The 24,011-nt window shown below is 64.0% G+C and carries 21 protein-coding genes; 12 read left to right on the plus strand and 9 right to left on the minus strand.

Annotated features, from left to right (window positions below):
* Nucleotides 1–83: 83 nt before the first annotated feature.
* The 7 genes from petA to HHL15_RS20090 all read left to right on the plus strand — a co-directional run bounded on the left by petA (nt 84) and on the right by HHL15_RS20090 (nt 5,652).
* On the plus strand, nt 84–677 hold the full coding sequence (gene petA, locus HHL15_RS20060; protein WP_169147589.1) for a ubiquinol-cytochrome c reductase iron-sulfur subunit: 594 nt from the start codon (nt 84–86) through the stop codon (nt 675–677).
* A 3-nt stretch (nt 678–680) separates the two neighbouring features.
* A complete protein-coding gene (locus tag HHL15_RS20065; RefSeq protein ID WP_169147590.1) occupies nt 681–1,946 on the plus strand; it encodes a cytochrome b in 1,266 nt (421 codons plus the stop codon).
* A gap of 15 nt (nt 1,947–1,961) precedes the next feature.
* A complete protein-coding gene (locus HHL15_RS20070) occupies nt 1,962–2,705 on the plus strand; it encodes a cytochrome c1 (protein ID WP_408065733.1) in 744 nt (247 codons plus the stop codon).
* Nucleotides 2,706–2,816: 111 nt separating this feature from the next.
* Complete coding sequence (locus HHL15_RS20075; protein WP_169147592.1) at nt 2,817–3,413, plus strand: glutathione S-transferase N-terminal domain-containing protein; 597 nt, start codon at nt 2,817–2,819, stop codon at nt 3,411–3,413.
* Nucleotides 3,414–3,509: 96 nt separating this feature from the next.
* On the plus strand, nt 3,510–3,956 hold the full coding sequence (locus HHL15_RS20080) for a ClpXP protease specificity-enhancing factor (protein ID WP_169147593.1): 447 nt from the start codon (nt 3,510–3,512) through the stop codon (nt 3,954–3,956).
* Between the two features lie 114 nt (nt 3,957–4,070).
* Nucleotides 4,071–4,556: a hemerythrin domain-containing protein gene (locus tag HHL15_RS20085; RefSeq protein WP_235943542.1), complete on the plus strand. Its 486-nt coding sequence runs from the start codon at nt 4,071–4,073 to the stop codon at nt 4,554–4,556.
* A gap of 217 nt (nt 4,557–4,773) precedes the next feature.
* Nucleotides 4,774–5,652 carry a flagellar brake protein gene (locus HHL15_RS20090; RefSeq protein WP_169147595.1) on the plus strand — a complete coding sequence of 293 codons (879 nt, stop codon included), beginning with the start codon at nt 4,774–4,776 and terminating at the stop codon, nt 5,650–5,652.
* Here HHL15_RS20090 and HHL15_RS20095 read toward each other — a convergent pair whose 3' ends face one another.
* A complete protein-coding gene (locus tag HHL15_RS20095) occupies nt 5,653–6,909 on the minus strand; it encodes a D-amino acid dehydrogenase (protein ID WP_169147596.1) in 1,257 nt (418 codons plus the stop codon). It lies immediately after the preceding gene.
* 135 nt (nt 6,910–7,044) lie between these two features.
* On the opposite strand from HHL15_RS20095, the gene HHL15_RS20100 reads away from it, so the two are divergent.
* The 5 genes from HHL15_RS20100 (at nt 7,045) to HHL15_RS20120 (ending at nt 15,508) form a co-directional block, all read left to right on the plus strand.
* On the plus strand, nt 7,045–8,046 hold the full coding sequence (locus HHL15_RS20100; RefSeq protein WP_169147597.1) for a class 1 fructose-bisphosphatase: 1,002 nt from the start codon (nt 7,045–7,047) through the stop codon (nt 8,044–8,046).
* Nucleotides 8,047–8,156: 110 nt separating this feature from the next.
* A complete protein-coding gene (gene putA / locus HHL15_RS20105) occupies nt 8,157–11,837 on the plus strand; it encodes a bifunctional proline dehydrogenase/L-glutamate gamma-semialdehyde dehydrogenase PutA (protein ID WP_169147598.1) in 3,681 nt (1,226 codons plus the stop codon).
* 9 nt (nt 11,838–11,846) lie between these two features.
* A complete protein-coding gene (locus HHL15_RS20110; RefSeq protein WP_169147599.1) occupies nt 11,847–13,583 on the plus strand; it encodes an autotransporter assembly complex protein TamA in 1,737 nt (578 codons plus the stop codon).
* Between the two features lie 182 nt (nt 13,584–13,765).
* Entirely contained in the window at nt 13,766–14,080 is a 315-nt protein-coding gene (locus HHL15_RS20115) for a c-type cytochrome (RefSeq protein WP_169147600.1), read from the plus strand.
* 264 nt (nt 14,081–14,344) lie between these two features.
* The gene (locus tag HHL15_RS20120; protein WP_169147601.1) at nt 14,345–15,508 is read left to right on the plus strand and encodes a porin; all 1,164 of its coding nucleotides are present in this window, start codon (nt 14,345–14,347) and stop codon (nt 15,506–15,508) included.
* A gap of 176 nt (nt 15,509–15,684) precedes the next feature.
* On the opposite strand, the gene proB is transcribed toward HHL15_RS20120, so the two are convergent.
* The 8 genes from proB to HHL15_RS20160 form a co-directional block, all read right to left on the minus strand.
* Nucleotides 15,685–16,803 (minus strand): glutamate 5-kinase, encoded by a 1,119-nt coding sequence (gene proB / locus HHL15_RS20125; protein WP_169147602.1) that lies wholly within the window; start codon nt 16,801–16,803, stop codon nt 15,685–15,687.
* Nucleotides 16,784–17,941, minus strand: coding sequence for a GTPase ObgE (gene obgE / locus HHL15_RS20130; protein WP_169147603.1), 1,158 nt, complete (start codon nt 17,939–17,941; stop codon nt 16,784–16,786). The genes proB and obgE overlap by 20 nt, the downstream gene beginning before the upstream one ends.
* Before the next feature lie 223 nt (nt 17,942–18,164).
* A complete protein-coding gene (gene rpmA / locus HHL15_RS20135) occupies nt 18,165–18,428 on the minus strand; it encodes a 50S ribosomal protein L27 (protein ID WP_169147604.1) in 264 nt (87 codons plus the stop codon).
* Between the two features lie 18 nt (nt 18,429–18,446).
* Nucleotides 18,447–18,758, minus strand: a complete 312-nt coding sequence (rplU, locus tag HHL15_RS20140) for a 50S ribosomal protein L21 (protein ID WP_169147605.1) — start codon at nt 18,756–18,758, stop codon at nt 18,447–18,449.
* A 128-nt stretch (nt 18,759–18,886) separates the two neighbouring features.
* Nucleotides 18,887–19,678, minus strand: coding sequence for a L,D-transpeptidase Cds6 family protein (locus HHL15_RS20145; protein WP_169147606.1), 792 nt, complete (start codon nt 19,676–19,678; stop codon nt 18,887–18,889).
* A 126-nt stretch (nt 19,679–19,804) separates the two neighbouring features.
* Nucleotides 19,805–20,224, minus strand: coding sequence for a hypothetical protein (locus HHL15_RS20150; RefSeq protein ID WP_169147607.1), 420 nt, complete (start codon nt 20,222–20,224; stop codon nt 19,805–19,807).
* Between the two features lie 4 nt (nt 20,225–20,228).
* Nucleotides 20,229–21,437: a hypothetical protein gene (locus HHL15_RS20155; RefSeq protein ID WP_169147608.1), complete on the minus strand. Its 1,209-nt coding sequence runs from the start codon at nt 21,435–21,437 to the stop codon at nt 20,229–20,231.
* On the minus strand, nt 21,434–23,884 hold the full coding sequence (locus HHL15_RS20160) for an EAL domain-containing protein (RefSeq protein ID WP_169147609.1): 2,451 nt from the start codon (nt 23,882–23,884) through the stop codon (nt 21,434–21,436). Before HHL15_RS20160 ends, HHL15_RS20155 begins: the two co-directional genes overlap by 4 nt.
* Between the last annotated feature and the right edge of the window lie 127 nt (nt 23,885–24,011).

Genomic DNA, 24,011 nt, shown 5'->3' on the forward strand with positions numbered 1-24,011 from the left:
TTTTTGGGTACGGGTTTTCGCTATACTCCGCAAGTTTTCCGTATTGCGATCTTCGAAGTCTCTTTTATTGAGGTTAGTGGGCCATGAGCGTGGATCAGAAAGTGGATGCGGGTCGGCGCCAGCTGTTGCTGGTGACGTCGGCGGCAGGGGGCGTGGGCGCAGTCGCCGCGGCCGTGCCGTTCGTCGCGAGCCTGACGCCGTCGGAGCGTGCAAAGGCAGCCGGTGCGCCGGTTGAAGTGGATATCAGCAAGCTGGGCCCGGGTCAGATGATGACCGTCGAGTGGCGCGGCAAGCCGGTCTGGATCATCAATCGCACCAAGGAAATGCTGGAGTCGCTCAAGAAGACCGATGGTGAGGTCAGCGATCCCAATTCCGACAAGCCGATGCAGCCGGAGTACGCCAAGAACGAAACCCGTTCCATCAAGCCGGAAATCCTGGTGGCGGTGGGTATCTGCACCCACTTGGGCTGTTCTCCGTCCGACAAGTTCAAGACGGGTGCCGAAAGCGGTGTGAGCCCCGACTGGGCCGGTGGTTTCCTGTGCCCCTGTCACGGTTCCACCTTCGACCTGGCTGGCCGCGTCTACAAGAGCAAGCCCGCGCCGGACAATCTTGAAATTCCGCCGCACAAGTACCTGGCCGACACCAAGATCCTGATCGGCGAAGACGGAAAGGCCTAAACGATGACGACGAAATCTCAAGCTGTTCTCGACTGGATCGACGCGCGCTTCCCGCTGACGTCGACCATCAAAGGGCACCTCACCGAGTATTACGCTCCCAAGAACTTCAACTTCTGGTACTTCTTCGGTTCCCTGGCGCTGCTGGTGCTGGTGATCCAGATCGTCACCGGCATCTTCCTGGTGATGCACTACAAGCCCGATGCGTCCCTCAACGCGTCCGGCGTGCCGGTGGCTTTCGCCTCCGTCGAATACATCATGCGTGACGTGCCGGGTGGCTGGATCATCCGCTACATGCACTCCACCGGTGCTTCGGCGTTCTTCATCGTCGTTTACCTGCACATGTTCCGCGGCCTGCTCTACGGTTCCTACCGCAAGCCCCGCGAACTGATCTGGATCTTCGGCACCCTGATTTTCCTGGCGCTGATGGCCGAGGCCTTCATGGGCTACCTGCTGCCCTGGGGCCAGATGTCGTTCTGGGGCGCACAGGTGATCGTGAACCTGTTCTCCGCGATTCCCGTGATCGGTCCGGACCTGTCCGTGGTCATCCGTGGTGACTTCGTGGTGTCCGACGCGACCCTCAACCGCTTCTTCTCCTTCCACGTCATCGCCGTGCCGCTGATCCTCATCGGCCTGGTTGCCGCCCACATCGTCGCCCTGCACGAAGTCGGCTCCAACAACCCGGATGGTGTCGAGATCAAGAAGAAGAAGGGCGCCGACGGTCATCCGCTGGACGGCATCCCCTTCCATCCCTACTACACCGTCAAGGACATCGTGGGCGTGGTGGGCTTCCTGATCGTCTTCTCCTTCATCGTGTTCTTCGCACCCGAAGGTGGCGGCTACTTCCTGGAGTTCAACAACTTCATCCCGGCCGACCCGCTGAAGACCCCGCCGCACATTGCGCCGGTGTGGTACTTCACCCCGTTCTACTCGATCCTGCGTGCGGTGACCTATCCGCTGCTGGGCATCGACGCGAAGTTCTGGGGTGTGGTGGCCATGGGCGCAGCCGTGGTGATCATTGCCTTCCTGCCCTGGCTGGACCGCAGCCCGGTGAAGTCGATCCGCTACAAGGGCGGTCTGTTCAAGGCCATCCTGGCTGTTTTCGTCGTTTGCTTCTTCATCCTCGGCTATCTCGGCGTGCTGCCTCCCACTCCGGGTCGCACCCTGGTGTCGCAGATCTGCTCGGTGATCTATTTCGGCTTCTTCCTGCTGATGCCCTGGTACTCGAAGATCGACAAGTGCAAGCCCGAACCTGATCGGGTGACCGGTTAATAGAGAATGAAAGCCATGAAAAAACTTTTGTCAGCTCTCTTGTTCGCACCGCTGCTTGCGCTTGCCAGCGGTCCCGAACTGCACCTCGACAAGGCGCCGGTATCCACCGATCCGGCTGCCCTGCAGAATGGCGCCAAGATCTTCGTCAATTACTGCCTGAACTGCCACGGCGCCAGCTACATGCGCTACAACCGGCTGCAGGAAATCGGTCTGTCCGAGCAGATGATCAAGGACAACCTGATGTTCACTGCCGACAAGATCGGCGAGCCGATGCGCATCGCCATGCAGCGTGACGAGGCCAAGGTCTTCTTCGGTGCCGCGCCTCCGGACCTGACCGTGATCTCCCGTTCCCGTGCCTCCGAGTTCGGTAGCGGCGCCGACTGGCTGTACACCTACCTGCGCAGCTTCTACCGTGACGAAAGCCGTCCGACCGGCTGGAACAACGTGATCTTCGAAAACGTCGGCATGCCGCACGTTCTCTACGAGCTCCAGGGCCAGCAGGTTGCCAAGGTCGAGCAGAAGGACGATGGTCACGGTAACAAGGTCAAGGAGATCTCCCTTGAGCCGGGCACGCCGGGCAAGCTGTCCAAGGAGGAGTACGACAAGGCGACCGCCGACCTCGTCTCCTACCTGGTGTGGATGGGTGAGCCGATGGCCGAGAAGCGCAAGAGCATCGGTACCGGGGTGATCGCTTTCCTGGGCCTGCTGTTCGTCCTGTCCTACCTGCTCAAGAAGAACTTCTGGAAGGACATCCACTAATACTCGGCGGCGGGTTTGCCGATGCAGTCCCTTGCTGTCGCCGAGCAAGACGCACCGCGCGCCATCCGGCGCGTGGTGCGTGATTCAGAGTATCCGTGGGGTAACACAACGATGATGAATTTGTATTCCGGAACGACAGATCCTTTCAGTCACCGGTGCCGTATCGTGCTCTTTGAAAAGGGCATGGATTTCCAGGTGATTGATGTCGATCTCTTCAACAAGCCGGAAGACATCGCCGTCATCAACCCGTACAACCGGGTTCCTGTGCTGGTTGATCGTGACCTCGTGCTCTACGAGTCCAACATCATCAACGAGTACATCGACGAGCGTTTCCCGCATCCCCAGCTGATGCCGCCCGACCCGATCATGCGTGCCCGGGCCCGGCAGCTGCTGCACACCTTCGAGCTGGAGCTGTTCTCCCATATCGATGCCCTGGAGAAGAATCCCAAGGGCGCCGACAAGGAGCGTGCCCATGTTCGTGACCAGCTGACCCAGCTGGCGCCCATGTTCACCAAGCAGAAATTCCTGCTGGGTGACGAGTTCTCCATGCTCGACGTGGCCATTGCGCCGCTGTTGTGGCGTCTGGACCACTACGGCATCGAACTGCCCCGTTCGGCCGCACCGCTGATGAAGTACGCCGAGCGGATCTTCAGCCGCCAGGGTTTCATCGATGCCATGACCCCGTCCGAAAAGGTCATGCGCCGCTGATGCATTCCGGGGCTGCGTTCCGACGCAGCCCCGTTTCCTTTCCTTTTCCTGTTTCTGCGGCCTGTTCCGGGCCCGCACGCCGGAGGCCACCCGGTCATGAGTGAAGTTTCCACCAAGCCCTACCTGATCCGCGCCATTCATGAGTGGTGTGTGGATCAGGGGCTGACGCCCTACCTCGCGGTTGCTGTCGATCGCCGTACCCTGGTGCCACGCAGTTTCGTGCAGGATGGCCAGATCGTCCTGAACATCAGCCCCGATGCGACCCAGAGCCTGGTGATGGGCAATGAGATGATCGCCTTCCAGGCGCGTTTCGGCGGAGTGGCCCAGAACATTTCCGTTCCTGTCGAGAATGTTTCGGCGATCTATGCCAGGGAGAACGGGCATGGCATGGCCTTTGAGCCGGCAAGCCTGGCTGATGGCGAGTCGTCCGTCGACGAGGCTGAGCTGGCCGAGGAGCCGATGGATGCACTGGCCGAGGACATCACGCCCCCGGAGCCACCCAAGGGTGGTGGCCTGCGTGCCCATCTGAAGCTGGTCAAGTAAGCCCTCTTTTTGAGCCAGGGTCTGTGCGATTGATCTGGCTCAGGGTGTGCCCGGGTGTCTGGGCGCTAGAGTAGCAAGCATCTTCTTTTTTCGAGGTTTCCCGACATGGCAGCGATGGAATGGACTGAAAAGCTCACCTTGGGCCTGGGCGTGATGGATCAGACCCACCAGGAGTTCGTCGAGGCCTACAACCGCATGCTCGCGGCTGAGGGTGATGCACTGCTGGTTGAGATGGATGCCTTCCTGGCGCATACGATCGAGCATTTCGACCAGGAGAATCGCTGGATGGAGAAGATCGGCTTTCCGGGTTGTCACAAGGCCGAGCACGACCGCGTGATCGCCGTCTGTCGCGATGTGCGCAAGCGTGTCGAACGTGGCGACGCGGCCCTTGGGCGCCAGCTTCTCCAGGAATTGCCGATCTGGTTCGACAACCATGTGGAATCCATGGACGCGGCCTTGGCCGCCTATATCGAATCCATCGGCTTTGATACCGAAACCGGAGAAATCCGCAATCCGCCCAGCCAGGATTGCGAGGACGGTTCCCCGGCCTGTTGTACGCCGCCGGCCGCAGTGCCTGCTGTCGAGCAGCAGCCGGCCTGATCTGCTCCCATTTCACCGCGGTGCCGCGGTGACGGGGCTGCTCGGCCGGCGTGCCGGCGAGCGCTCCATGGCCGGCCTTGAGCCGGTTTTTTCTTTTCTTCCAAAGTCTTTCCGGCGGTCGCCTCCCGCCCTGGCGGCCTGAGTTCGAATGCTCGAGCTAAAGTCGTCGCCTGCCGTGACGATATGCCTTCCAATCAGGTTTCGACGGGTGGGGAAGATGTCTTTTGTGCGGATCAGCAATGGCGAGGTTGAGGTCGGGCGTCCCGTGCTCTGGCCTCTTTACGACGACAAGAAGCAGCTCCTGCTTGCCCGCGGTGTGGTCGTCGAAACCGAATCCCAGAAAAAGGCCCTGATGGAGCGTGGCCTCTTCCGCAAGCTGCAGGTCAGTGAAACCCGTGCCAATCCTGAGAGCGGGGAGAAGCCTGCGGGTGACAACTGCAGCTTCGACGAGATCAAGCTGGATATTGGCGACACCCTCCAGCTGCAGACCCAGAGTGATACTGGCCAGGCGCGTTATTACGTCAAGCTGATCGGCTATCTCAAGGGCAAGAGCGTGCTGGTGACCACGCCGACCCAGGATGGCAAGGTTCTGTTGATGCGCGAGGGGCAGGCTTTCGTTGTCCGCCTGTTTTCGGGGAAGAGCGTGTTTGCCTTCGGCGCGACCATCCATAAAGTTGCGAACGTGCCCTTTCCCCATCTTCACCTGACTTATCCGTCCCAGGTCCGTGGGCTGGTTGTGCGGCGCGGGGCGCGGGCGCGGGTCAACCTGATTGCTGCTGTCTCGTCTCCGGATGGGCGCTCCCATGCGGCGACGATCGTGGATCTGAGCACAGGTGGTGCGATGCTGGTTGCCAAATCGCCGATGGGCATCAAGGACGACCGGATCTCCATCAAGTTCCGGGTGGTCGTGAGTGAGGTGGAGCAGTACCTCACGATCCCGGCGGTGTTGCGGTCGGTGCATGCCACCACGGCTCAGGATGGCGAGCCTCCGCAGGTGCACCATGGTGTCCAGTTTGACGATCTGCCCCATGCAGAGCAGGTCGTTTTGTCGGCCTTTGTCTATCGCATCCTCTTCGAGGAAACCGCCGAGGGTTGATCAGCCCCTGCGGAAAGGAAAATCCGGCTCCGGTCGTCTGTCTTCGAGGATGTCGGTGATCGCTTTTGCCGAGCCGCAGGCGAGGGTCCAGCCCAGAGTGCCATGTCCGGTGTTTACATAGAGATTGTCGATCAGGGTGCGGCCGATCTGCGGCAGGTTACTCGGAGTGGCCGGGCGCAGGCCACACCAGTGTTCTGCCTGGCTCAGGTCGGCTGCCCCTGGCAGATGGCTCTCCAGCCACCTGACGATGGCGGCGCTGCGTGCCGGGTTTGGTGACAGATCAAAACCGTTCAGCTCCGCGGTCCCGGCTACTCTAAGACGGTCACCCAGGCGCGAGCAGACGATCCGCCGGGACTCGTCGGTAAGGCTGTGGCGCGGGGCCAGCGATTCATCGATGATCGGGACGGTCACAGAGTAGCCCTTCACCGGATAGATCGGCAGCTTCACGCCAAAGCGTTTGAGCAGGCCCGGACTGTAGCTGCCCGCGGCCACGACGACCGCGTCGGCCTTGAACACGCCGGCGCGGAGATCGCCGTCCAGCACCCGGGCGCCGCGGATCCTGCCTTTCACGATGTCGAATTCGTACAGCCTGCTGTCGAAGGAGAAGCGGACCCCGGCCGCTGCGGCCTTGGCTGCCAGGGCCTGGCAGAACAGGTGGGCGTCGCCGCTTTCGTCATCCAGGCCGTGCAGTGCCCCCGCCAGTTGCGGGCGCACTTTTTTCAGGGCGGGCTCGAGGTCGACCGCTTCGTCCGCACTCAGCAGCCGGGTATGGATGCCCAGGGATTCGAGTTCCTGCTGGCGTGCCGGAATGCCGCTGAATTCACGCCGGTTCTGGAACAGGTGCAGGATGCCGGCTTCGCTCGCGTCGTATTCAAGGCCCAGGCTTTCGCGCAGGGATTTGAGCTCGCTCCGGCTGTAGAGCGCCAGGTTGGCGATGGCGCGGGTGTTGTAGGCTGTCCGGCCGGGCAGGCACTCCCGCAGGAAGGCTGCGGCCCAGCGCCATTGGGCCGGATCGGCGCGCAGCCGGAACAGGAGGGGCGCATCCTTGCGGCCCAGCCAGCGCAGGATGGTGGCCGGCGCTGTGGGGTTGGCCCAGGGTTCGGGATGGCTGACCGAGATCTGTCCGCCGTTGGCGAAGCTCGTTTCCATCCCCGGGCCGGGCCGGCGATCGACGACGGTGACGGAATGACCTGCCTGGTTGAGATACCAGGCGCTCGTGACGCCGGCTAGGCCGGCGCCGATGATCAGAACTTCCATGATGCCTTGTGAGGAGAGTGCTTCGGGAGGGGGCGGGCTGCCCCTTGCGAAATTCAGTGCCTAATCATAAACGACGGATGGGGCCGATCCGGGCGATAATCCGCACTTTTAGCGCTTATCCCGGAGAAACGAGCCATGCGGCGAGTCACGCTTACCCAATTTCTGATCGAACAGCAGCGTAAAGGCCTGATGAGTGCCGATCTACGCCTGCTTATGGAGGTGGTGGCCCGGGCGGTCAAAGCCATCGCCGTGAATGTCTCCAAGGGCGCCCTGGCCGGCGTGCTGGGTGAAGCCGGCAGCGACAACGTGCAGGGCGAAGCCCAGAAGAAGCTGGATGTGATCGCCAATGACATCCTGATCCAGGCCAACGAATGGGGTGGCCACCTGGCCGCGATGGCCTCCGAAGAGGTCGAGGAGATCCGCCCGATTCCCGGTGAATACCCGAAGGGTGCTTACCTGCTGTTGTTCGATCCGCTGGATGGCTCTTCCAATATCGATGTGAACATTTCCGTCGGCACCATCTTCTCGGTGCTGCGCTGCCCTGAAGGCGTCAGCACGCCGACCGAGGCCGACTTCATGCAGCCCGGCACTGCCCAAGTGGCGGCCGGCTATTCGGTGTATGGCCCCTCCACCCAGCTGATCCTGACCGTGGGCAGCGGTGTGCATGGCTTTACCCTCGACCGGGAAATGGGCAGCTTCATCTACACCCACCCGGACATGACGATCCCGGCTGATACCAAGGAGTACGCCATCAACGGGTCCAACGAGCGCTTCTGGGAAGCGCCGGTGCAGCGTTACATCAGTGAGCTCCAGGCCGGCGCCGAAGGTCCGCGGGGGCGCGATTTCAACACCCGCTGGGTGGCCTCGATGGTCGCCGATGTGCATCGCATCCTGACCCGTGGCGGCATTTTCATGTACCCGCTGGACAGCAAGATGAAGGACAAGGGCGGCAAGCTGCGCCTGATGTACGAAGCCAACCCGATGGCGATGATCGTCGAAGCGGCAGGCGGCGCGGCTTCCACCGGGCGCGAGCGCATCCTCGATGTCAAGCCGGTGAAGTTGCACCAGCGGGTGCCGGTCATCCTCGGTTCGCGCAATGAGGTGGAGCGCGTCGTCTCCTATCACCAGGAGTCCTGAGCACGCCTGAGCGGTTCAGCCGGATGGCAGCTGCATCCGGTTGAATCGTTTGCAGTTGTGATGGTCGAATTGGACATCGGCGACAGCCAGACCCAGCCAGGTGATGTCGTATGTCCAATCCGTCCGCATCCGCAGCCCGCGATCCCGTCCGCTCGCAAGACCCGGTAGCCTCACGGCTTGCCGAATTGCGGCAGGCCGTGGTGGCCACGACCCGGCTTCCCGAGGCGGAGTGCATCCTCCCGCTGATTGAGCAGGCGCGGCCGGCCGAGGGGCAGGGGCCCCTGATCCACCAGCTGGCCCTGGATCTGGCCACCGAGGTCCGCCAGCGGCGACGGCGTGCGGGTGGTGTCGATGCGCTGATGAATGAGTTCGCCCTCGACAGCAGCGAGGGCGTCGCCCTGATGTGCCTCGCCGAGGCCTTGTTGCGCATTCCCGACAGGGAAGGGCGCTTGCGCCTGATCCGGGACAAACTCCTGGCCCGCGACTGGTTCGGTCACCTCGGCCACAGTCCTTCACTCTTCGTCAATGCCGCCGCCTGGAGTCTGTCGCTCACCGGGCGTCTGCTCGAGCCGCGGGATGCCGCGCGTCTGCCTGGCGTGCTGTCCCGGATGGCCAATCGGGGAGGGGAGTTGCTGGTCCGCGAGGCGATGGATTTCGCCATGCGCCTGGTGGGGCATCAGTTCATCCTCGGCGAGACGATGGAGGAAGCGCTGGAGCGTGCCTCGGGCGGCCCCTGGACGGACTATCTCTACTCTTTCGACATGCTGGGTGAGGCGGCCCTCACGTCCGAGGAGGCGGCCCACTACCTGTCTGCCTATGCGTCGGCGATCCGCCTGATCGGGGCTGCCGACAGGGGGCGTGGCGTCGTCGCCGGCAATGGCATCTCGATCAAGCTGTCGGCGCTGCATCCCCGCTACACGTGGTTGCAGCGCCGGCGGGTCATGGGCGAACTGGTGCCGCGAGTGCGGCAGTTGTGCTTGCTGGCCCGCCGGTACGACATCGGGCTGACCATCGACGCGGAGGAGTCCGAGCGGCTCGAGTTGTCGCTGGAGGTGCTGGAGGTGCTGGTACGCGACCCCATGCTTGCCGGCTGGAATGGGCTCGGCTTCGTTGTCCAGGCCTACCAGAAGCGCGCGCCTGCGGTGATCGAGTGGATGATTGAGCTGGCCCGCCAGCATCGTCGACGCCTGATGGTGCGCCTGGTCAAGGGCGCCTACTGGGATGCGGAGATCAAGCGGGCCCAGCAGGAGGGCCTCTCCGACTATCCCGTTTACACCCGCAAGCAGCATACGGATGTGGCCTACCTGGCCTGCGCCCGCCGCCTGCTGGCGGCGCCGGATGCGATCTTCCCGCTGTTCGCTACGCATAACGCGCATACCGTGGCGGCCCTGATTCATGAGGGAGGCGTGTTCCGCCATGGTGACTACGAATTCCAGTGTCTCCACGGCATGGGCGACAGCCTGTTCCGGCAGATCGTGGCTGCGGACGATCCCGCCCTGCGGCGCCCCGTCCGGGTGTATGCCCCGGTAGGGCCCCATCGCTCGCTGCTGGCCTACCTAGTGAGGAGGTTGCTGGAGAACGGTGCGAATTCGAGCTTCGTCAATCGCATTGTGGACGCCAGGGTGGCGCTGTCCGATCTGCTCCGGGACCCGGCGGATGCGGCGGCTGCCCTTGGAGGGCGGCCTCATCCCGCCATTCCGCTGCCTGTGGACCTGTATGCAGGGCGGCCCAACAGCCGGGGCTTTGACCTTGCCTCGCCCGCCGTGCGGCGGGCCTTTGCGGCGGCCCTGGCAAGCAGCCGGGAGGTGCAGGTCCACGTCTTCCCCAGAGTGCCCGGGGTGGAGGAGGGGGAGGGGAAGGACGTTGACGGCCTGCTTCCAGTCCGCAATCCGGCCCGGCCGGAGGAGGTGGTTGGGTGGGCGCGCTTCGCCACGCCGGACGAACTCGAGACAGCCCTGCAGCTGGCCGGCGAGGCGGCGCCGCAGTGGGGGGCGACATCCCCCGCGGAACGGGCCTTGTGCCTGGAGCGGACCGCCCAGGCCCTGGAGGCGCGCACCCACGCCCTGGTGGCGCTGCTGGTCCGGGAGGCCGGCAAGACGATCGCCGCGGGCCTGGGTGAAGTCCGGGAGGCGGCCGACTTCTGCCGTTACTACGCGGAGCGGCTGCGCGCGGGTGATCTGGAGGGGGCCCGGCCGCTGGGGCCGGTGCTGGCCATCAGCCCCTGGAATTTCCCCTTGGCGATCTTTGTCGGGCAGATCGCTGCCGCCCTGGCCGCCGGCAATCCGGTGCTGGCAAAACCAGCAGAGCAAACGCCCCTGGTGGCCGATCAGGCGGTGGCCTTGTTCCATGCCGCAGGTGTTCCCCGGCGCGTCCTGCAGTGTCTGCCGGGGCCCGGTGAGACGATCGGGCGCCGCTTGGTGGCCGATGAGCGCATCTGCGGCGTGTTGTTCACCGGCTCGACACAGGTCGCCCGGAGCATCCACCAGACCCTGGCGGCCCGGGGAGATGTGCCCTTGGTGGCGGAGACCGGCGGAATCAACGCGATGATCGTGGATTCGACGGCCTTGCCCGAGCAGGTCGTCGCCGATGTCATGGTGTCGGCCTTCGACTCCGCGGGGCAGCGCTGTTCGGCCCTGCGCCTGCTGTGCGTGCAGGAGGAGATCGCCGAGCGGGTCCTGTCCCTGCTCGACGGGGCCCTGGCTGAATTGCGCCTGGGGCCGCCCGACGATTTCTCGACCGACGTAGGGCCGTTGATCGACAGCGACGCCCGTCTGCGTATCCAGGCTTACGTGGACGCCCGGCGGGCCGATCGCTGCCCGGTGCTATGGCGCAGCCTGCCCGACGCCTGCGATACCGGTTATTTCATGGCCCCGACCCTGGTCGAACTGGCTTCGCCGGAGGCGCTGCGCCAGGAGGTGTTCGGGCCGGTGCTGCATGTGCTGCGCTATGCGGCCCGGGATCTCGACGACCTGCTCGGGGTGATCCAGGCCACCGGCTACGGGCTGACCCTCGGTATCCAGTCGCGGCTTGATGGCTGTGTCCGGCGTATTGTCGGACAGGCCAGGGTGGGCAATATCTATGTCAATCGCAGCATGATCGGCGCGGTGGTCGGTGTGCAGCCCTTTGGTGGCGAGGGGCTGTCGGGAACCGGCCCGAAGGCCGGGGGGCCTTTGAGCCTGCGGCGGCTGGTCCGCGGGGCGCCAGACCCGCTTCCGACGCTGGCCCGGCCCGCATGCCCGGACCTTGGGCTGCTGATCGACTGGCTGCGTGGCCATGTTTTTGCGGACGAGGCCCTGCGGGAGCGGCTGCTGCAGGCGGCCGCACATTACGGCGGCGTATCGCTGGCGGGCCTTTCCCTGGTGCTGCCCGGGCCGACCGGCGAGAGCAACACCCTGGGCTTCCATCCGCGGGGCGCGGTGCTGGGGCTGGCGGACAGTGAGGGGGGCTGGCTACATCAGCTGGCTGCCGTGCTCGCAACCGGAAATCGCTTGCTCCTGCCTGCGGGCGGAGCCGGTGAGGCGTGGTGCCGAAGCCTGCCGGAGACTCTGCAAGGACGGGTCTCCGTTGATCCCCAGGGCCTGGCAGCGCCCTTTGCCGCCGCACTCCTCGACTTGCCGGAGGCGGCCCGCTGGCGCGACATGCTGGCCCGTCGGGAAGGCGCCATCCTCCCCTGCCTCGAGCCTATGCCCTACTACCCGGTGGAATGGCTGGTGGTGGAGCGTTGCGTGACGGTCAACACCGCGGCCACCGGTGGCAACACCGCGCTGATGGGACTTTCAGGCGACTGCTAGAATGCGCGCGTGCCGCGCCATTCCATTGTGCTTCGCCTGCTGATCCTTGCCCTTGCCCTGTGTGGGGCGGTGGCTGCCCATGCCGTGGAGAGGGTCCGCCTGGAGCTTGCCGACGATGCCTTGCGCGCACTCCTCGACAAGTACCTCGACTTCCCCGAGGCGGCGCCAGGAGAGTCGCAGCAGGGCGATGAGGTTGTGCTGATGCGCCGTGCCCGCAAGGAGATCGGTGACATTCTGGCCACCGAGGGCTATTTCAGTCCGGCCATCGAACGGCAGGACAAGGGTGATGGCGTGCTCCACATCCTGGTGCAGCCTGGGCGGCGCACCCTGGTTTCGCGTGTCGAACTGCGCTTCTCCGGTGCGCTGACGGAGCCCGGGCAGGCCGAGAGGCTCGCCGTACTGCGGGGGAACTGGGCCCTGCCCGAGGGGAATGCGTTCAGGCAGGCCGCCTGGGACGAGGCCAAGCAGCGCTTGCTGGATGCGCTGACCGCCCGGGATTTTGCCGCGGCGGCAATCACCGACAGCCGGGCCGTGATCGATCCTGAAAGTGCCACGGCCACCCTCGAAGTGGAGGTCGATAGCGGGGCCGCCTTTCGCTTCGGCCCGCTCGAGGTGAGCGGCCTCTCCGACTACGACGAGGGCCTGATCCGGCGCTACCGCCCGCCCGAGCCTGGCGAGGCCTACTCGCAGGAGCGCCTGCTGCGCTTCCAGACAGCGCTGCAGAACACCAGCTATTTTGCTTCCGTGCTGGTGGATATCGATCGTGGTGCGGCCACGCCCGACGCGGCGCCGGTGCGGGTCCAGCTCGTGGAAGCCCAGCCGCGGCGCATCGGCTTCGGCGGGGGTGTCAGCAGCAATACGGGCTACCGGGTCGAGGCGAGTTACCGGGACGCGCATTTCCTTGGCCAACCCTGGAATCTGGTCAGCGGTGTCCGGATGGAGCAGCGCCGGCAGCTGGGCTATGCAGACGTCTTCCTGCCGCCATCACTCGACGCCCATCTGGATAGCGTCGGTGTGCTGGCCGAACGTACCGACATTTCGGGTCTGAAGACGCAGCGCCAGTCGGTGGGGGTGGTGCGCACCATTCCCCGCGGCAACACCGAGAACCGGATTGCCATCAACTACCAGCACGAAATCCTCACCCCCGACGGGAGTGTGCGTTCCGCCCGCTCGGCCTTGGCGGCGAACTGGTCATGGACCTATCGGGCGGTGGACAGCATCCTCGACCCGCATCGTGGCTATGTGCTCAATCTGCAGGTCGGCGGTGCGTCCCGGGCCCTGCTGTCAGACCGCAACTTCGTGCGGATGTATGGCCGCTACCAGCTCTTTGTGCCGGTTGCTGAGCGGGATGTGCTGATCCTGCGGGCCGAAGGCGGCATGACGGTCGCCGCGTCCAGCGATGGAGTACCGCAGGATTTCCTGTTCCGCACCGGTGGTGCGCAGACGGTCCGCGGCTATGCCTACCAGAGCCTCGGGGTTACCGAGGGCAGCGCCACGGTGGGTGGCCGCTACATGGCGGTGACCAGTGCCGAATACGTGCATTGGTATAAGGGCAGTGACTGGGGCGTAGCCACCTTCATCGACGCGGGCAATGCCAACGATGAGCGGAAGCTGTTCAAAATGAACCTGGGGTATGGCTTCGGCCCCCGCTGGCGCAGTCCGGCGGGGCCCATTGCGGTGGATCTCGCCTATGGCCAGAGCGATCACCGGGTGCGTCTGCAGTTCGCTGTCGCGATCGCCTTCTGAGGCTCAGTGGCGGAGCCGGTCGACCCTCGGGTCAACGGGAAGTGCGGCCCTTGCGTTGAACCGCTGCGTCGTCATGTCGCGTGACCGCTCCTTCGGAGCACTACCGCGAGAATTGGCAAAGCAGCCGGGGAAGTTTAGACTGCCTCGACATTTTTCCAGTCACACAAACCAAGAGGACCACAATGAAGAAGCTCGTTGCTGTCGCCGCCATCGCCGGCCTGATGGGTTCCACCGCAGCCTTTGCCGATGCGGGCGCTGATCTGGCCAAGGCCAAGAACTGTCTTGCCTGCCATGCAGTGGACAAGAAGCTTGTCGGTCCGGCTTACAAGGAAGTCGCTGCCAAGTACAAGGGTGACAAGACTGCCGAAGCCAAGCTGATCGAGAAAGTTCAGAAGGGTGGCGTGGGTGCTTGGGGCCAGATCCCGATGCCCCCCAATCCGCAAGTCAGCCCTGCCGAGGCCAAGACCTTGGTCGCCTGGGTGCTGTCCCAGAAGTAAGCGCCATCTTTACGGTTCGGAGGCCAGCCAGTCGGGCTGGCCTTTGTTTTTGGGGCGCGCTTGCAGTTGTAATGAAGAACTGCTTGGCGCCTGTTGCGAACTTGCAACACTCCGCCCCTTCCTCGCGTCCAAAAAACAACGCTGTCCTTGCTTAGGCCTTTGCCTCGCACCCACAATGCAGGCCAACTTCTCGTTAGAGAGGTGAAATTGGTCGGCGCCGCTGCAAAGCGGAACGTGCCAGTCTTCAATCAAGAGGAGAAACATATGCAAAAGAAACTGATCGCTCTGGCCGTCGCCGGCCTGGCTTCCACCGGTGCCTTCGCTCAAGCCAACGTGACCGTTTACGGCGTGGCTGACGCTTCCTTCGACGTCGTCAAGATCGCTGGCGATGCCAACAACGAACTCGGCAACACCACCCGCGTTTCCACCAACTCCTCCCTGATCGGTTTCAAGGGTGCCGAGTCCCTGGGCAACGGCCTGACCGCCGTGTTCCAGTTTGAAAGCGGCGTTGGCTTCGACAACACCGGCGGCCTGGGCGCCACCCGTGACAGTTTCGTCGGCCTGGCCGGCGGCTTCGGTACCGTGGTTCTGGGTAACCTGACCGGCCCGACCCGCGCTCTGGGCGGTGCTATTGACGTCAATGCCGGCGCTACCGGCATCGGCTCCAACTCCGGCATCCTCGGCAAGCTGGGCAACAACCTGCTGGGCACCACCGACACCAGCGGCAACTACGGCGGCGGCACCACCTGCGGCCGCAGCACCGTTTGTACTTCCATCTTCGATACCCGTTGGAAGAACGCCATTGCCTACGTGTCCCCGAGCTTCGCTGGCCTGAACGCCACCGTCGCCTACGTGGCCAACGAGAACAAGTCCCTGCACGGTCTGACCTCTGCCAACACCACCGGCTACGACATCGGTCTGAAGTACGCCAATGGCCCCGCCATGGCTGCCGTGACCTACAATGCCGTGTCCACCGGCAACGCTGCTGATCTGAAGATCTCTGACTTCCGTGTTGGTGGTTCCTACGCCTTCGGCCCGGCTTCCGTTCGCGCCATCTTCGATCTGGCCCGTGCTGACAACTTCGGCGGCAACAAGGTCACCCAAGCTGTCTACGGTCTGGGCGCCACCTTCAACGTGACCCCGGCTTCCAAGCTGCTGGGCCAGGTTTACGTTGCTCGTGACCTGAAGGTCAACGGCTCCAGCGCTGACGACACCGGTGCCAAGCTGTTCGAACTGGGCGTCGAGCACAGCCTCTCCAAGCGCACCATGCTGAAGGCTGTCTACGCCATGATGAACAACGACAAGGGCGCGACCTACGACTTCGGCATCAACGCCGCTGGCGTGAACGCCGGTGCTCTGCCGGGTGGCGCGAGCACTGTTGGTGCGACCGTCCAGGGTATCTCCCTCGGCCTGCGTCACACCTTCTAATTCAGACTTCGTCTGAATCAGGAATTGACGGGCACCTTCGGGTGCCCGTTTTTCATGGGGGCTCCCTTTGTTGCAGATGTTTGATTAGGTGTTGAGTGAATGTGTATTGGAAAAATGCATTCCCCAAATGAAACTGGCCACCCGAAGGTGGCCAGTTTCATTTGGGGAGCAGGGTTTCAGCCAATCCGGACCAGATTGTCCCGATGAATCAGTTCGGGCTCCTCGATGAAGCCCAGGACTGCTTCGATCTCACTGGAGGGGCGGCGCAGGATGCGACGGGTGTCGTTGCTGGCGTAGTTCACCAGCCCCCGGGCGATCTCTCTGCCGTCAGGTGTACGGCAGGCCACGACTGCGCCACGGGCAAAATCACCTTCCACCGCGGTGACGCCGATTGGCAGCAGGCTCTTGTCTGCGCGGAGTGCCTCGATCGCACCTTCGTCCAGGGTCAGGCTGCCGGCCAGCAGCAGGTGGTCGGCCAGCCATTGCTTGCGAGCGGCGAGCGGTGTGCTGGTGGCGTAAAGAAGGGTGCCGATATCGTTGCCGCCTGCCACTCGAAGGAGGGCGTCCTGTTCGCGACCGCTGGCTATGCAGGTATGGGCGCCGCTACGGGCTGCGCGCTGGGCGGCGCGTACCTTGGTGATCATGCCGCCCCTGCTGATGCCGCTGCCGGCACCGCCTGCCATGGCCTCCAGCGCGGTGTTCTCGGCGCGCTCCTCCCCGATCAGGGTTGCAGACGGATCCTTGCGAGGGTCGGCGGTGTAGAGGCCTTGCTGGTCCGTCAGGATGATCAGGGCGTCCGCGTCGATCAGGTTGGCAACCAGGGCCCCCAGGGTGTCGTTGTCGCCGAACTTGATCTCGTCGGTGACGACCGTGTCGTTCTCGTTGATGATCGGTACGACACCCAGCTCCAGCAGCGTGACGAGGGTGGATCGGGCGTTCAGGTAGCGCGTGCGGTCGGCCAGGTCGGCGTGGGTCAACAGGATCTGGGCGGTGTGCAGGCTGTTGCGCGCAAAGACGCTCTCATAGGCTTGGGCGAGGCCCATCTGGCCCACGGCTGCCGCGGCCTGCAGCTGGTGCATCTCCTGGGGGCGGCTGGTCCAGCCGAGGCGCTGCATGCCGGCGGCGATGGCGCCGGACGAGACGAGCACCACCTCGCGGCCTTCGGCGCGCAGTGCGGCGATCTGGCGGGCCCAGTCGGCAAGCGCGTCGACGGCAAGGCCTTCGCCGTTGTTGGTGACCAGGGCGCTGCCGACCTTGACGACCAGCCGGCGGGCGTTACGGATTGCTGTTCTCATCGTCGTCTTCGTCTTCGTCTTCTTCGTCGTAGTCTTGCTCAGCGTCGAGGTCTTCGGCGCTGTCTTCGGGCCTGGATGCGGCGGCCAGGGCGGCGGCGGCATCTGCAGCAGCCTGTGCCGCTGCCTTTTCCTCGTCAAGGATGTCCTGGATGGCAAAAACCACTTCCTGGCAGCCGGTGCGGCTGATAGCTGAGATCTGGAAGTGTCGTTCCGCCGGACCGTAGGCTTCGAGGAAGGCGGTAATGCGTTCCTGGCGCTCGTCTTCGTCCGGGATCAGGTCGAGTTTGTTGAGGACCAGCCAGCGGCGCTTGTTGACCAGTTCCTCGTCGTACTTGCGCAGCTCTTCGACAATGGCGTGGGCATCGCGGACCGGGTCGGCCTCGGGGTCGAAGGGGGCGATGTCGACGATGTGCAGCAGGATGTGGGTGCGCTGCAGGTGGCGCAGGAACTGGTGGCCCAGTCCGGCGCCGTCGGCGGCGCCCTCGATCAGGCCGGGGATGTCGGCGATCACGAAACTGCGGTTCTCGGAGGTGCGCACCACGCCCAGGTTGGGGGCGAGGGTGGTGAAGGGGTAGTCGGCCACCTTCGGCTTGGCGGATGAAACGGCCCGGATGAAGGTGGATTTGCCGGCATTGGGCATGCCCAGCAGGCCAACGTCGGCGAGGACCTTGAGCTCCAGGTTGAGGCTCTTGCGCTCGCCTTCCTGGCCCATGGTCTTCTTGCGCGGGGCGCGGTTTGTGCTGGTCTTGAAGTGCAGGTTGCCCAGGCCGCCGCGGCCGCCACGGGCGATCATCACACGCTTGCCGTCATGGTCCAGGTCGGCGATGACCTCGCCGGTTTCTTGCAGCGAGATGATGGTGCCGACCGGCATGCGCAGCTCGACGTCATCGCCGCCCTTGCCATAGCAGTCGGCGCCGCGTCCGTTTTCCCCGCGCTCTGCAAGGAAGGTGCGCTTGAAGCGGAAATCGATCAGGGTGTTGAGGTTGCGGTCGGCAATGGCATAGACGTCGCCGCCCTTGCCGCCGTCACCACCATCCGGGCCGCCCATGGGGATGTATTTTTCGCGGCGGAAAGTGGCGGCGCCGTTACCGCCGTCCCCGGCGATGACTTCAATACGGGCTTCGTCGAAAAATTTCATGGGTGCTTCCGGTTGTGACCTTCGCTCCGTTAATGGGGCGGAGTGTCGGGGGGTGAAGAGAGCGTGGCGAGCGGTTCGAGTCTGCGGCGAAGCGCGCAGCTGTACTTTTGAGTACAGCGAGCACTGCAGTTGCGGAATCGGGCCGCGCAGTAGCCTTATTCGCCCCCCCGAAATGAAAAAAAGCCCTATCTGGGATAGGGCTTTGAATGCTTGCCGGCTGAACTTATTCAGCGGCGGGCACGATGCTCACGGTGCGACGCTTGTTGGCGCCCTTGACGGTGAATTGCACGGTGCCTTCGGTCAGCGCGAACAGGGTGTGATCCTTGCCGATGCCGACGTTTTCGCCCGGGTGGTATTCGGTGCCGCGCTGGCGAACGATGATGTTGCCGGCGAGGACGAACTGGCCGCCGTAGCGCTTGACGCCAAGGCGTTTACTTTCTGAGTCGCGACCGTTACGGGAACTGCCGCCAGCCTTTTTGTGTGCCATGTCGGTTTCTCCTTGCGCTTAGGCCGAAATCGCTTCGATGCGAAGCTCGGTGTAGTTCTGACGGTGACCTTGATGCTTCTGGTAGTGCTTGCGGCGACGCATCTTGAAGATCTTGACCTTGTCGTGACGGCCGTGGGAAACCACGGTGGCCGTGACAGTGGCGCCGGCCACCACGGGGGTGCCGATCTTGACCGACTCGCCTTCGCCGACCATGAAGACCTGGTCGATGGTGATTTGCGAGTCCACGTCAGCCGGTATCTGTTCTACTTTGAGTTTTTCGCCGACGGTGACACGGTACTGCTTGCCGCCGGTTTTTATGACCGCGTACATGGATGTACTCCGATTAAGGGTTTGCAGGAAACCGTCAATGATATGTGGAGAACGCGCCCGTGTCAAACGCGGGGCGCGCTTCCCTTGGGCGGCCCCGTGCCTGGGGCAGGGATGGCTTGCTCGAGGTCTTACTGGCCTATGCGTTCGGCGACGATCAGCCAGCGCTGTTCGTTACGCACGAGATCGAGTGTCTTGATCTCGGAGAGGCGTTGCCCGCCACCGGAGTAGTTCTGGACGAAGCGGGCGCTGGCGCGTTCGCCCTTGATCTTGATCTCGGGGCTGGAAATCCTGATCGAGATGTCGCCGGGGCGTCCGAGGCGTTCCTTGCGTTGTTGCAGCCAGGTGTTGTAGCCCAGCTGGTTGGCCGGTCGGAAGTCCGGGGCGTAGTGGGCCAGATAGGCGCTGACGTCCTTGCTTTCCCAGTCGCGGACCCAGCCTTCGATGTTGCGTGCAACTTCTTCGGCCATGCCGCTGGCGTGCTCTGCGGACTGCGGGGAGGGTGCGGCGGGCGAAGGATTGGACGGGGTTGCCGCCCGGTTGGTCGAGTCTTCCTTCGAGAGCTGGGCGATATCGGCAGGCAGGACGCTTTCGGCGCCTGCTACGAAGTTGGCCTTGGCTTCCGGGCGCAGGGTGTCCGCAGTCACCTCGACCGCCGCCACCTCCGTGCTGCTCGCGGGGACGGGGGGGGCGACCGGGGGCTGGTTTGCCTTCTGGGTCGTGATGTCCGATGAGCTGGGGGTGAGATTGGCAGAGCGCTTCTGGAGGAATGGCAGCCGGCCTTCCGAGCCGAGCTTGGCCACGAAGAGAAGCGAGATCACCAGGAACATCAGCATGACGCCGCCGACGATCCACATGAGTGTTTGTCCCGTGGTGAGGGAGGAGCTTGGATGGTAGTTCTGGGATTGAGTCAGGGATTTCATTGCTGGGCCGCGGCGCATTAGCGATAGCTGCAGATTCTAGGACTCCTAAATGAATGCAAATGCAACTATTCCCGGAACTAACGGAAATTTGCATTGATTCGGCAATTTTCCGCGAAATTGGAGATTTCAGGGGAGTCGAAGCAGGATCCTTAGGCCCGTCGTGGTGTCACTGCGCTCCAGGTAGCCGATGATGTTGGGCGTGTCGGCGAGCCACTGGCGGGCTTCGGCCACACTGCCTGCTTCCTTGGGAGGGCTGGCGCGGCCGGTGAACACAATGCGGGACCAGTAGGCCTGGATCTGGGTTGGATTCTTGCCGGTCAGCTTGGCGTAGAACTCGTCCCGGGTGCTGCCATTGGGCAGGTCGACCAGATTGACCGGCGTTCCGTCGCCGAGGGTCGTGCTGCGGCCGAGGTAGAGCTTCTCGGCCTGCTCGCGGCTGAGTTCGATGGGGCCGCTGCGCATGCTGGTGACCACCACGACTTCAGCCTGTGCTGCGCTGCTGCAGGCCAGGAGGGTGCCGATCAGGAGAACGTGGAGAGCGCGCATTGGCTTAGAAGACGAAGTCGGCCGTGAGGCTGAGGACGTGAACCGGGCCGCCCGGGTTGAGGTTGTCCATGACTGAATTGGACACGAAGATGCCCAGGCCGTCCGGGCCGGGCTGGATGCGTTCGAGCTGGGCCTTGAGCGCCAGGTTGCGTCGCGCATCCCAGCGCATGCCGGCGGCGACACTGGTCTGCGCTTTGTTGCGGACTGCATTGAGCAGTCTCAGGGTGGCATCCAGGGAGGCATTGCCGGTGTTGGCGGCGTTGTCGGTGGCGACCTGGTGCTGGCGTGCGAAGGTGACGAAAGGGGTGACCGGACCAAAGCGGTAGCCGCTGGTCAGGTACCAGCCGATGGCGCTGCTGTTGTAGCGGTCCACCGTGCGCGCGGCATATTCGCCGATCAGCAGGAGGCGGTCGTTGTCGTACTGGAAGCTGGTGGAGAAGAAGGTGGTGGGGCTGCCGGAGCCGGCGATCTGGTCGACGATGTGCCCGTTGCCGGTGGCGATCAACTGGTGGGCGAGGGCTGCATAGATGGGGCCGTTCCAGTATAGGGCCAGGTTGGCTTTGGCGAAGTTGGCTTGCAGGGTCAGCCTGGAGGCGCTGAGCGAGGCCTTGATGCCGCGGATGCTGGTCAGGTTGCCGGTGCTTTCCCTGGCGTCGAGATTGCTCCTGCCGCCGTAGGCGTGCACCTCGAGCTCCATGTCGCTGATCGGCAGGCGGTAGAAGGCGTCCAGTCCATCGAGATCGGCGAAGGGGTTGAGGCTGTAGACCTCGACCGGTGGGCGCACCCAGGGGCTCGCATAGTTGAGATTGAGGGAATCCGAATACATGAAGAACGGTGTCCGCATGCGTCCGGCCCGGATGGTCAGCTCGGGTGTGGCGTGGGCTCGCAGGAAGGCAAAGGTCAGCTTTGGGTCGTAGCTGCCCGAGGAGTCCTTGCGCACGACGGACTGCAGCGTGACATCCAGGGTGTTGCTGAACTTGTAGGAGCCTTGGAGCCCCAGTACCGAGTCCACTGAAAAGTCGAAGTTGGTGCTGGCGCCGCTGTTCTGGGTGATGCTGCTGCGGAACGCGCGGTCGTCCTTGTCGGTACGGACGGTGCCGATCGTGCCGAAGCCCGACAGGCTGAAGGGTGAGGGGGATGTGACCTCCGAGGCCAGGGCGGCGCCTGCGCAGGTCTGGATGGCGATCAGGAGCGTGGCGGCGAGGCGTTTCATGCGAGGCTTCCCTGGGCCGGATTGAGTTGAGCGGCGAGCCATTCCCTGACTTTCTCGGCGGTTTGTGCGGGTGCAAAAAGGTAGCCCTGACCGTAGTCGCAGCCGAGTTCCCGGAGGAGGTCGGCCTGGGCTCTGGTTTCGATGCATTCGGCCACGACGCTCATGCCCAGCTCGTGCGCGAGGTGGATGCTGGTGCCGACGATTGCCCGCAGGCGGGTGTCCTGCTCGATCTCGCGGATGAATGAGCCGTCCAGCTTGATGGTGTCGCAGGGGATGGAGTGCAGGTAGCTGAGGGATGAATAGCCCGTGCCGAAGTCGTCGATGAGGATCTTCAGGCCCTTGGCGCGCAGCTTGCTCAGCTGGCTGGTGGCCAGTTCCTTGCGGGTGACCAGGGTGCCTTCGGTGATCTCGAGCTTCAGCGCGCTGGGTGGCAGGTCGTGGCGTTCGATGCAGTTGACGATCTGGTCTGCCAGGTCGGTCTGGGTGAGCTGGCGGGCGGAGAGATTGACGCTGATCGATACCTGGTTGTCGGCGAGGCCCAGATCCCTCCAGTTGCGGAGTTCCCGGCAGCTCTGCTCGAGCATCTGCATGCCCAGCTCGTGGACCAGGCCCAGGGATTCCGCGAGGGGGATGAAGACATCGGGCCCCACCCGCCGGGCGTTGCCCTGGGGCCAGCGGACCAGCGCCTCGAAGCCGGAGGTGCGCCCCGAGCCGAGGTCGACGATGGGCTGGAAGTGGGCGACCAGCTCGTGCCCCTGCAGCGCTGCGCGGAGCTGGGATTCGAGTTGCAGGTCACGCATGACCTGTTGGTGCATGGCCGACTGGAACACTGTGATGGTGTTCTCGGTACTGCTGCGCGAGCGGTTCATGGCGTTGTCGGCGTCGCGGATGAGGTCCTCGGCATTCTGGAAGCCGCCGCTGCCAAGGGCAACGCCGATGCGGGTCTTCGGATAGAGGTTGTGTCCGTTCAGCTCGGCGTTCTCGGCCAGGCGGGTCTGAAGCTGCTCCGAGAAGCGGATGGCCTCTCCGGTTTCGGCGATGTCGTTGAGCAGCACCGCGAACTGGTCACCGCCGATGCGGCCGACCACGTCGCCGGGCCGGGCCATGGCCTGGATGCGCGCGGCGACCAGGCGCAGCAGATCGTCGCCGGAGGAGTAGCCCAGGCTGTCGTTGACCACGTGGAAGCGCTCGATGTTGATGTGCAGCACGGCAAACAGGCTGCCCGACACCCGGTCGGCATGGCGCAGGGTGTTCTGCAGGTGCTCGACGAAGAGGGCCCGGTTGGCCAGGCCGGTCAGGCCGTCATGGAGGGCGTCGTGGATCAGCTGGTCTTCGGCGCGCTTGCGCAGATGGATGTCGCTGATGGAGCCGGCCATGCGCAGGGCGCGGCCACTGCCGGGGTCGAAGACGGCCATGCCGCAGGTGAGCACCCAGCGGTAGCTGCCGTCGGCGTGGATGATCCGGTGTTCCACCATCAGCTGGGCCGATTCGCGCTTGAGATGGGCGATCAGGCGCAGGCGGAAGGGCTCCCTGTCTTCCGGGTGGAGGTAGTCGATGATGGAGGTCTGGCGCTCCAGCATCTCCTGGGCGGACAGGCCGAGGATCTCGGCAAAGCGCGGTGCGTAGTAGGTCTTGTTGCTGACGATGTCCCAGTCCCACAGGCCGTCATTGGCGGCGCGGGTGGCCAGGGCGTAGCGCTCTTCGCTGAGGGTCAGCTGGCGGGCGGTACTTTCGAGTTCCTGGATGCGCGACTGCAGGGCTTCCGCCATCCGGTTGAAATGCTGGCAGAGCTGGGCCAGTTCGTCCCTGCCCTGGTCGGGGAGGCGATGGGACAGCTGGCCGGCGGCAATCGCCTGGCTGCCGCGCAGCAGGCGGCCCAGGTTGCGGGTCATCAGGTAGCCCACCGCGCCGAGCAGCAGCAGGGTGAGCAGGATCTCCGCGCTGGCGATGGCGATGCCCTGGCTGAGGATGCGCTGGCGGGCCAGGCTGAGGGCCGAGACGGAGACGCCGAACTGGACAAAGCCCACCTGGTTTTTTTCCAGCAGCACCGGGCGCCGGATGTGGATCAGGCTTGGATGCGGGCCGGCCGACAGGTTCAGGGAGGACAGATCGTCGGGCAGCGGAAGGGTGGTCATCTCCGGGAGGCCGGCGCGCACCCGGGTCTTGCCGGTGCTGTCTACGATGCGGACATAGACCAGCCCCTCGTTGGTCTCATTGAGAAGTTCGCCCAGTGCATCCTGAAGATCGGTGTAACGCCCCTGGGGCACGAAGGTGGCGGTCACCACGTTCAGGATGGCCGCGTTCTGTGCGATCAGGGTATTCAGGCTGGCTGTGGTGGCCTCGTTCATCAGCCGGCCGCTGTTGCTGAGCAGCAGTGTCAGCATGACGACCTGGACCACGGTACTGGCCAGCAGGAGGCGGACACGGATCGATAGGTTGCTCAGCATGCAGTGCAATGGCCTGGCGGGGTCTGGGTTGGGTCGGATTGATCCCGCATTCATGCAGGAGAAATCGAACAACGAACGGTTCAGCCATTTGTAATCGGCAAAACCTCCCAAAGCTTAAGCTATCAGG

The organism is Zoogloea dura (assembly GCF_012927165.1).
In the GTDB taxonomy this organism is placed as follows: domain Bacteria; phylum Pseudomonadota; class Gammaproteobacteria; order Burkholderiales; family Rhodocyclaceae; genus Zoogloea; species Zoogloea dura.

Coding starts and splice junctions, on each gene's coding strand:
- petA (WP_169147589.1), top strand. CDS start 84: ATGAGCGTGGATCAGAAAGTGGATGCGGGTCGGCGCCAGCTGTTGCTG.
- HHL15_RS20065 (WP_169147590.1), top strand. CDS start 681: ATGACGACGAAATCTCAAGCTGTTCTCGACTGGATCGACGCGCGCTTC.
- HHL15_RS20070 (WP_408065733.1), top strand. CDS start 1,962: ATGAAAAAACTTTTGTCAGCTCTCTTGTTCGCACCGCTGCTTGCGCTT.
- HHL15_RS20075 (WP_169147592.1), top strand. CDS start 2,817: ATGATGAATTTGTATTCCGGAACGACAGATCCTTTCAGTCACCGGTGC.
- HHL15_RS20080 (WP_169147593.1), top strand. CDS start 3,510: ATGAGTGAAGTTTCCACCAAGCCCTACCTGATCCGCGCCATTCATGAG.
- HHL15_RS20085 (WP_235943542.1), top strand. CDS start 4,071: ATGGAATGGACTGAAAAGCTCACCTTGGGCCTGGGCGTGATGGATCAG.
- HHL15_RS20090 (WP_169147595.1), top strand. CDS start 4,774: ATGTCTTTTGTGCGGATCAGCAATGGCGAGGTTGAGGTCGGGCGTCCC.
- HHL15_RS20095 (WP_169147596.1), bottom strand. CDS start 6,909: ATGGAAGTTCTGATCATCGGCGCCGGCCTAGCCGGCGTCACGAGCGCC.
- HHL15_RS20100 (WP_169147597.1), top strand. CDS start 7,045: ATGCGGCGAGTCACGCTTACCCAATTTCTGATCGAACAGCAGCGTAAA.
- putA (WP_169147598.1), top strand. CDS start 8,157: ATGTCCAATCCGTCCGCATCCGCAGCCCGCGATCCCGTCCGCTCGCAA.
- HHL15_RS20115 (WP_169147600.1), top strand. CDS start 13,766: ATGAAGAAGCTCGTTGCTGTCGCCGCCATCGCCGGCCTGATGGGTTCC.
- HHL15_RS20120 (WP_169147601.1), top strand. CDS start 14,345: ATGCAAAAGAAACTGATCGCTCTGGCCGTCGCCGGCCTGGCTTCCACC.
- proB (WP_169147602.1), bottom strand. CDS start 16,803: ATGAGAACAGCAATCCGTAACGCCCGCCGGCTGGTCGTCAAGGTCGGC.
- obgE (WP_169147603.1), bottom strand. CDS start 17,941: ATGAAATTTTTCGACGAAGCCCGTATTGAAGTCATCGCCGGGGACGGC.
- rpmA (WP_169147604.1), bottom strand. CDS start 18,428: ATGGCACACAAAAAGGCTGGCGGCAGTTCCCGTAACGGTCGCGACTCA.
- rplU (WP_169147605.1), bottom strand. CDS start 18,758: ATGTACGCGGTCATAAAAACCGGCGGCAAGCAGTACCGTGTCACCGTC.
- HHL15_RS20145 (WP_169147606.1), bottom strand. CDS start 19,678: ATGAAATCCCTGACTCAATCCCAGAACTACCATCCAAGCTCCTCCCTC.
- HHL15_RS20150 (WP_169147607.1), bottom strand. CDS start 20,224: ATGCGCGCTCTCCACGTTCTCCTGATCGGCACCCTCCTGGCCTGCAGC.
- HHL15_RS20155 (WP_169147608.1), bottom strand. CDS start 21,437: ATGAAACGCCTCGCCGCCACGCTCCTGATCGCCATCCAGACCTGCGCA.
- HHL15_RS20160 (WP_169147609.1), bottom strand. CDS start 23,884: ATGCTGAGCAACCTATCGATCCGTGTCCGCCTCCTGCTGGCCAGTACC.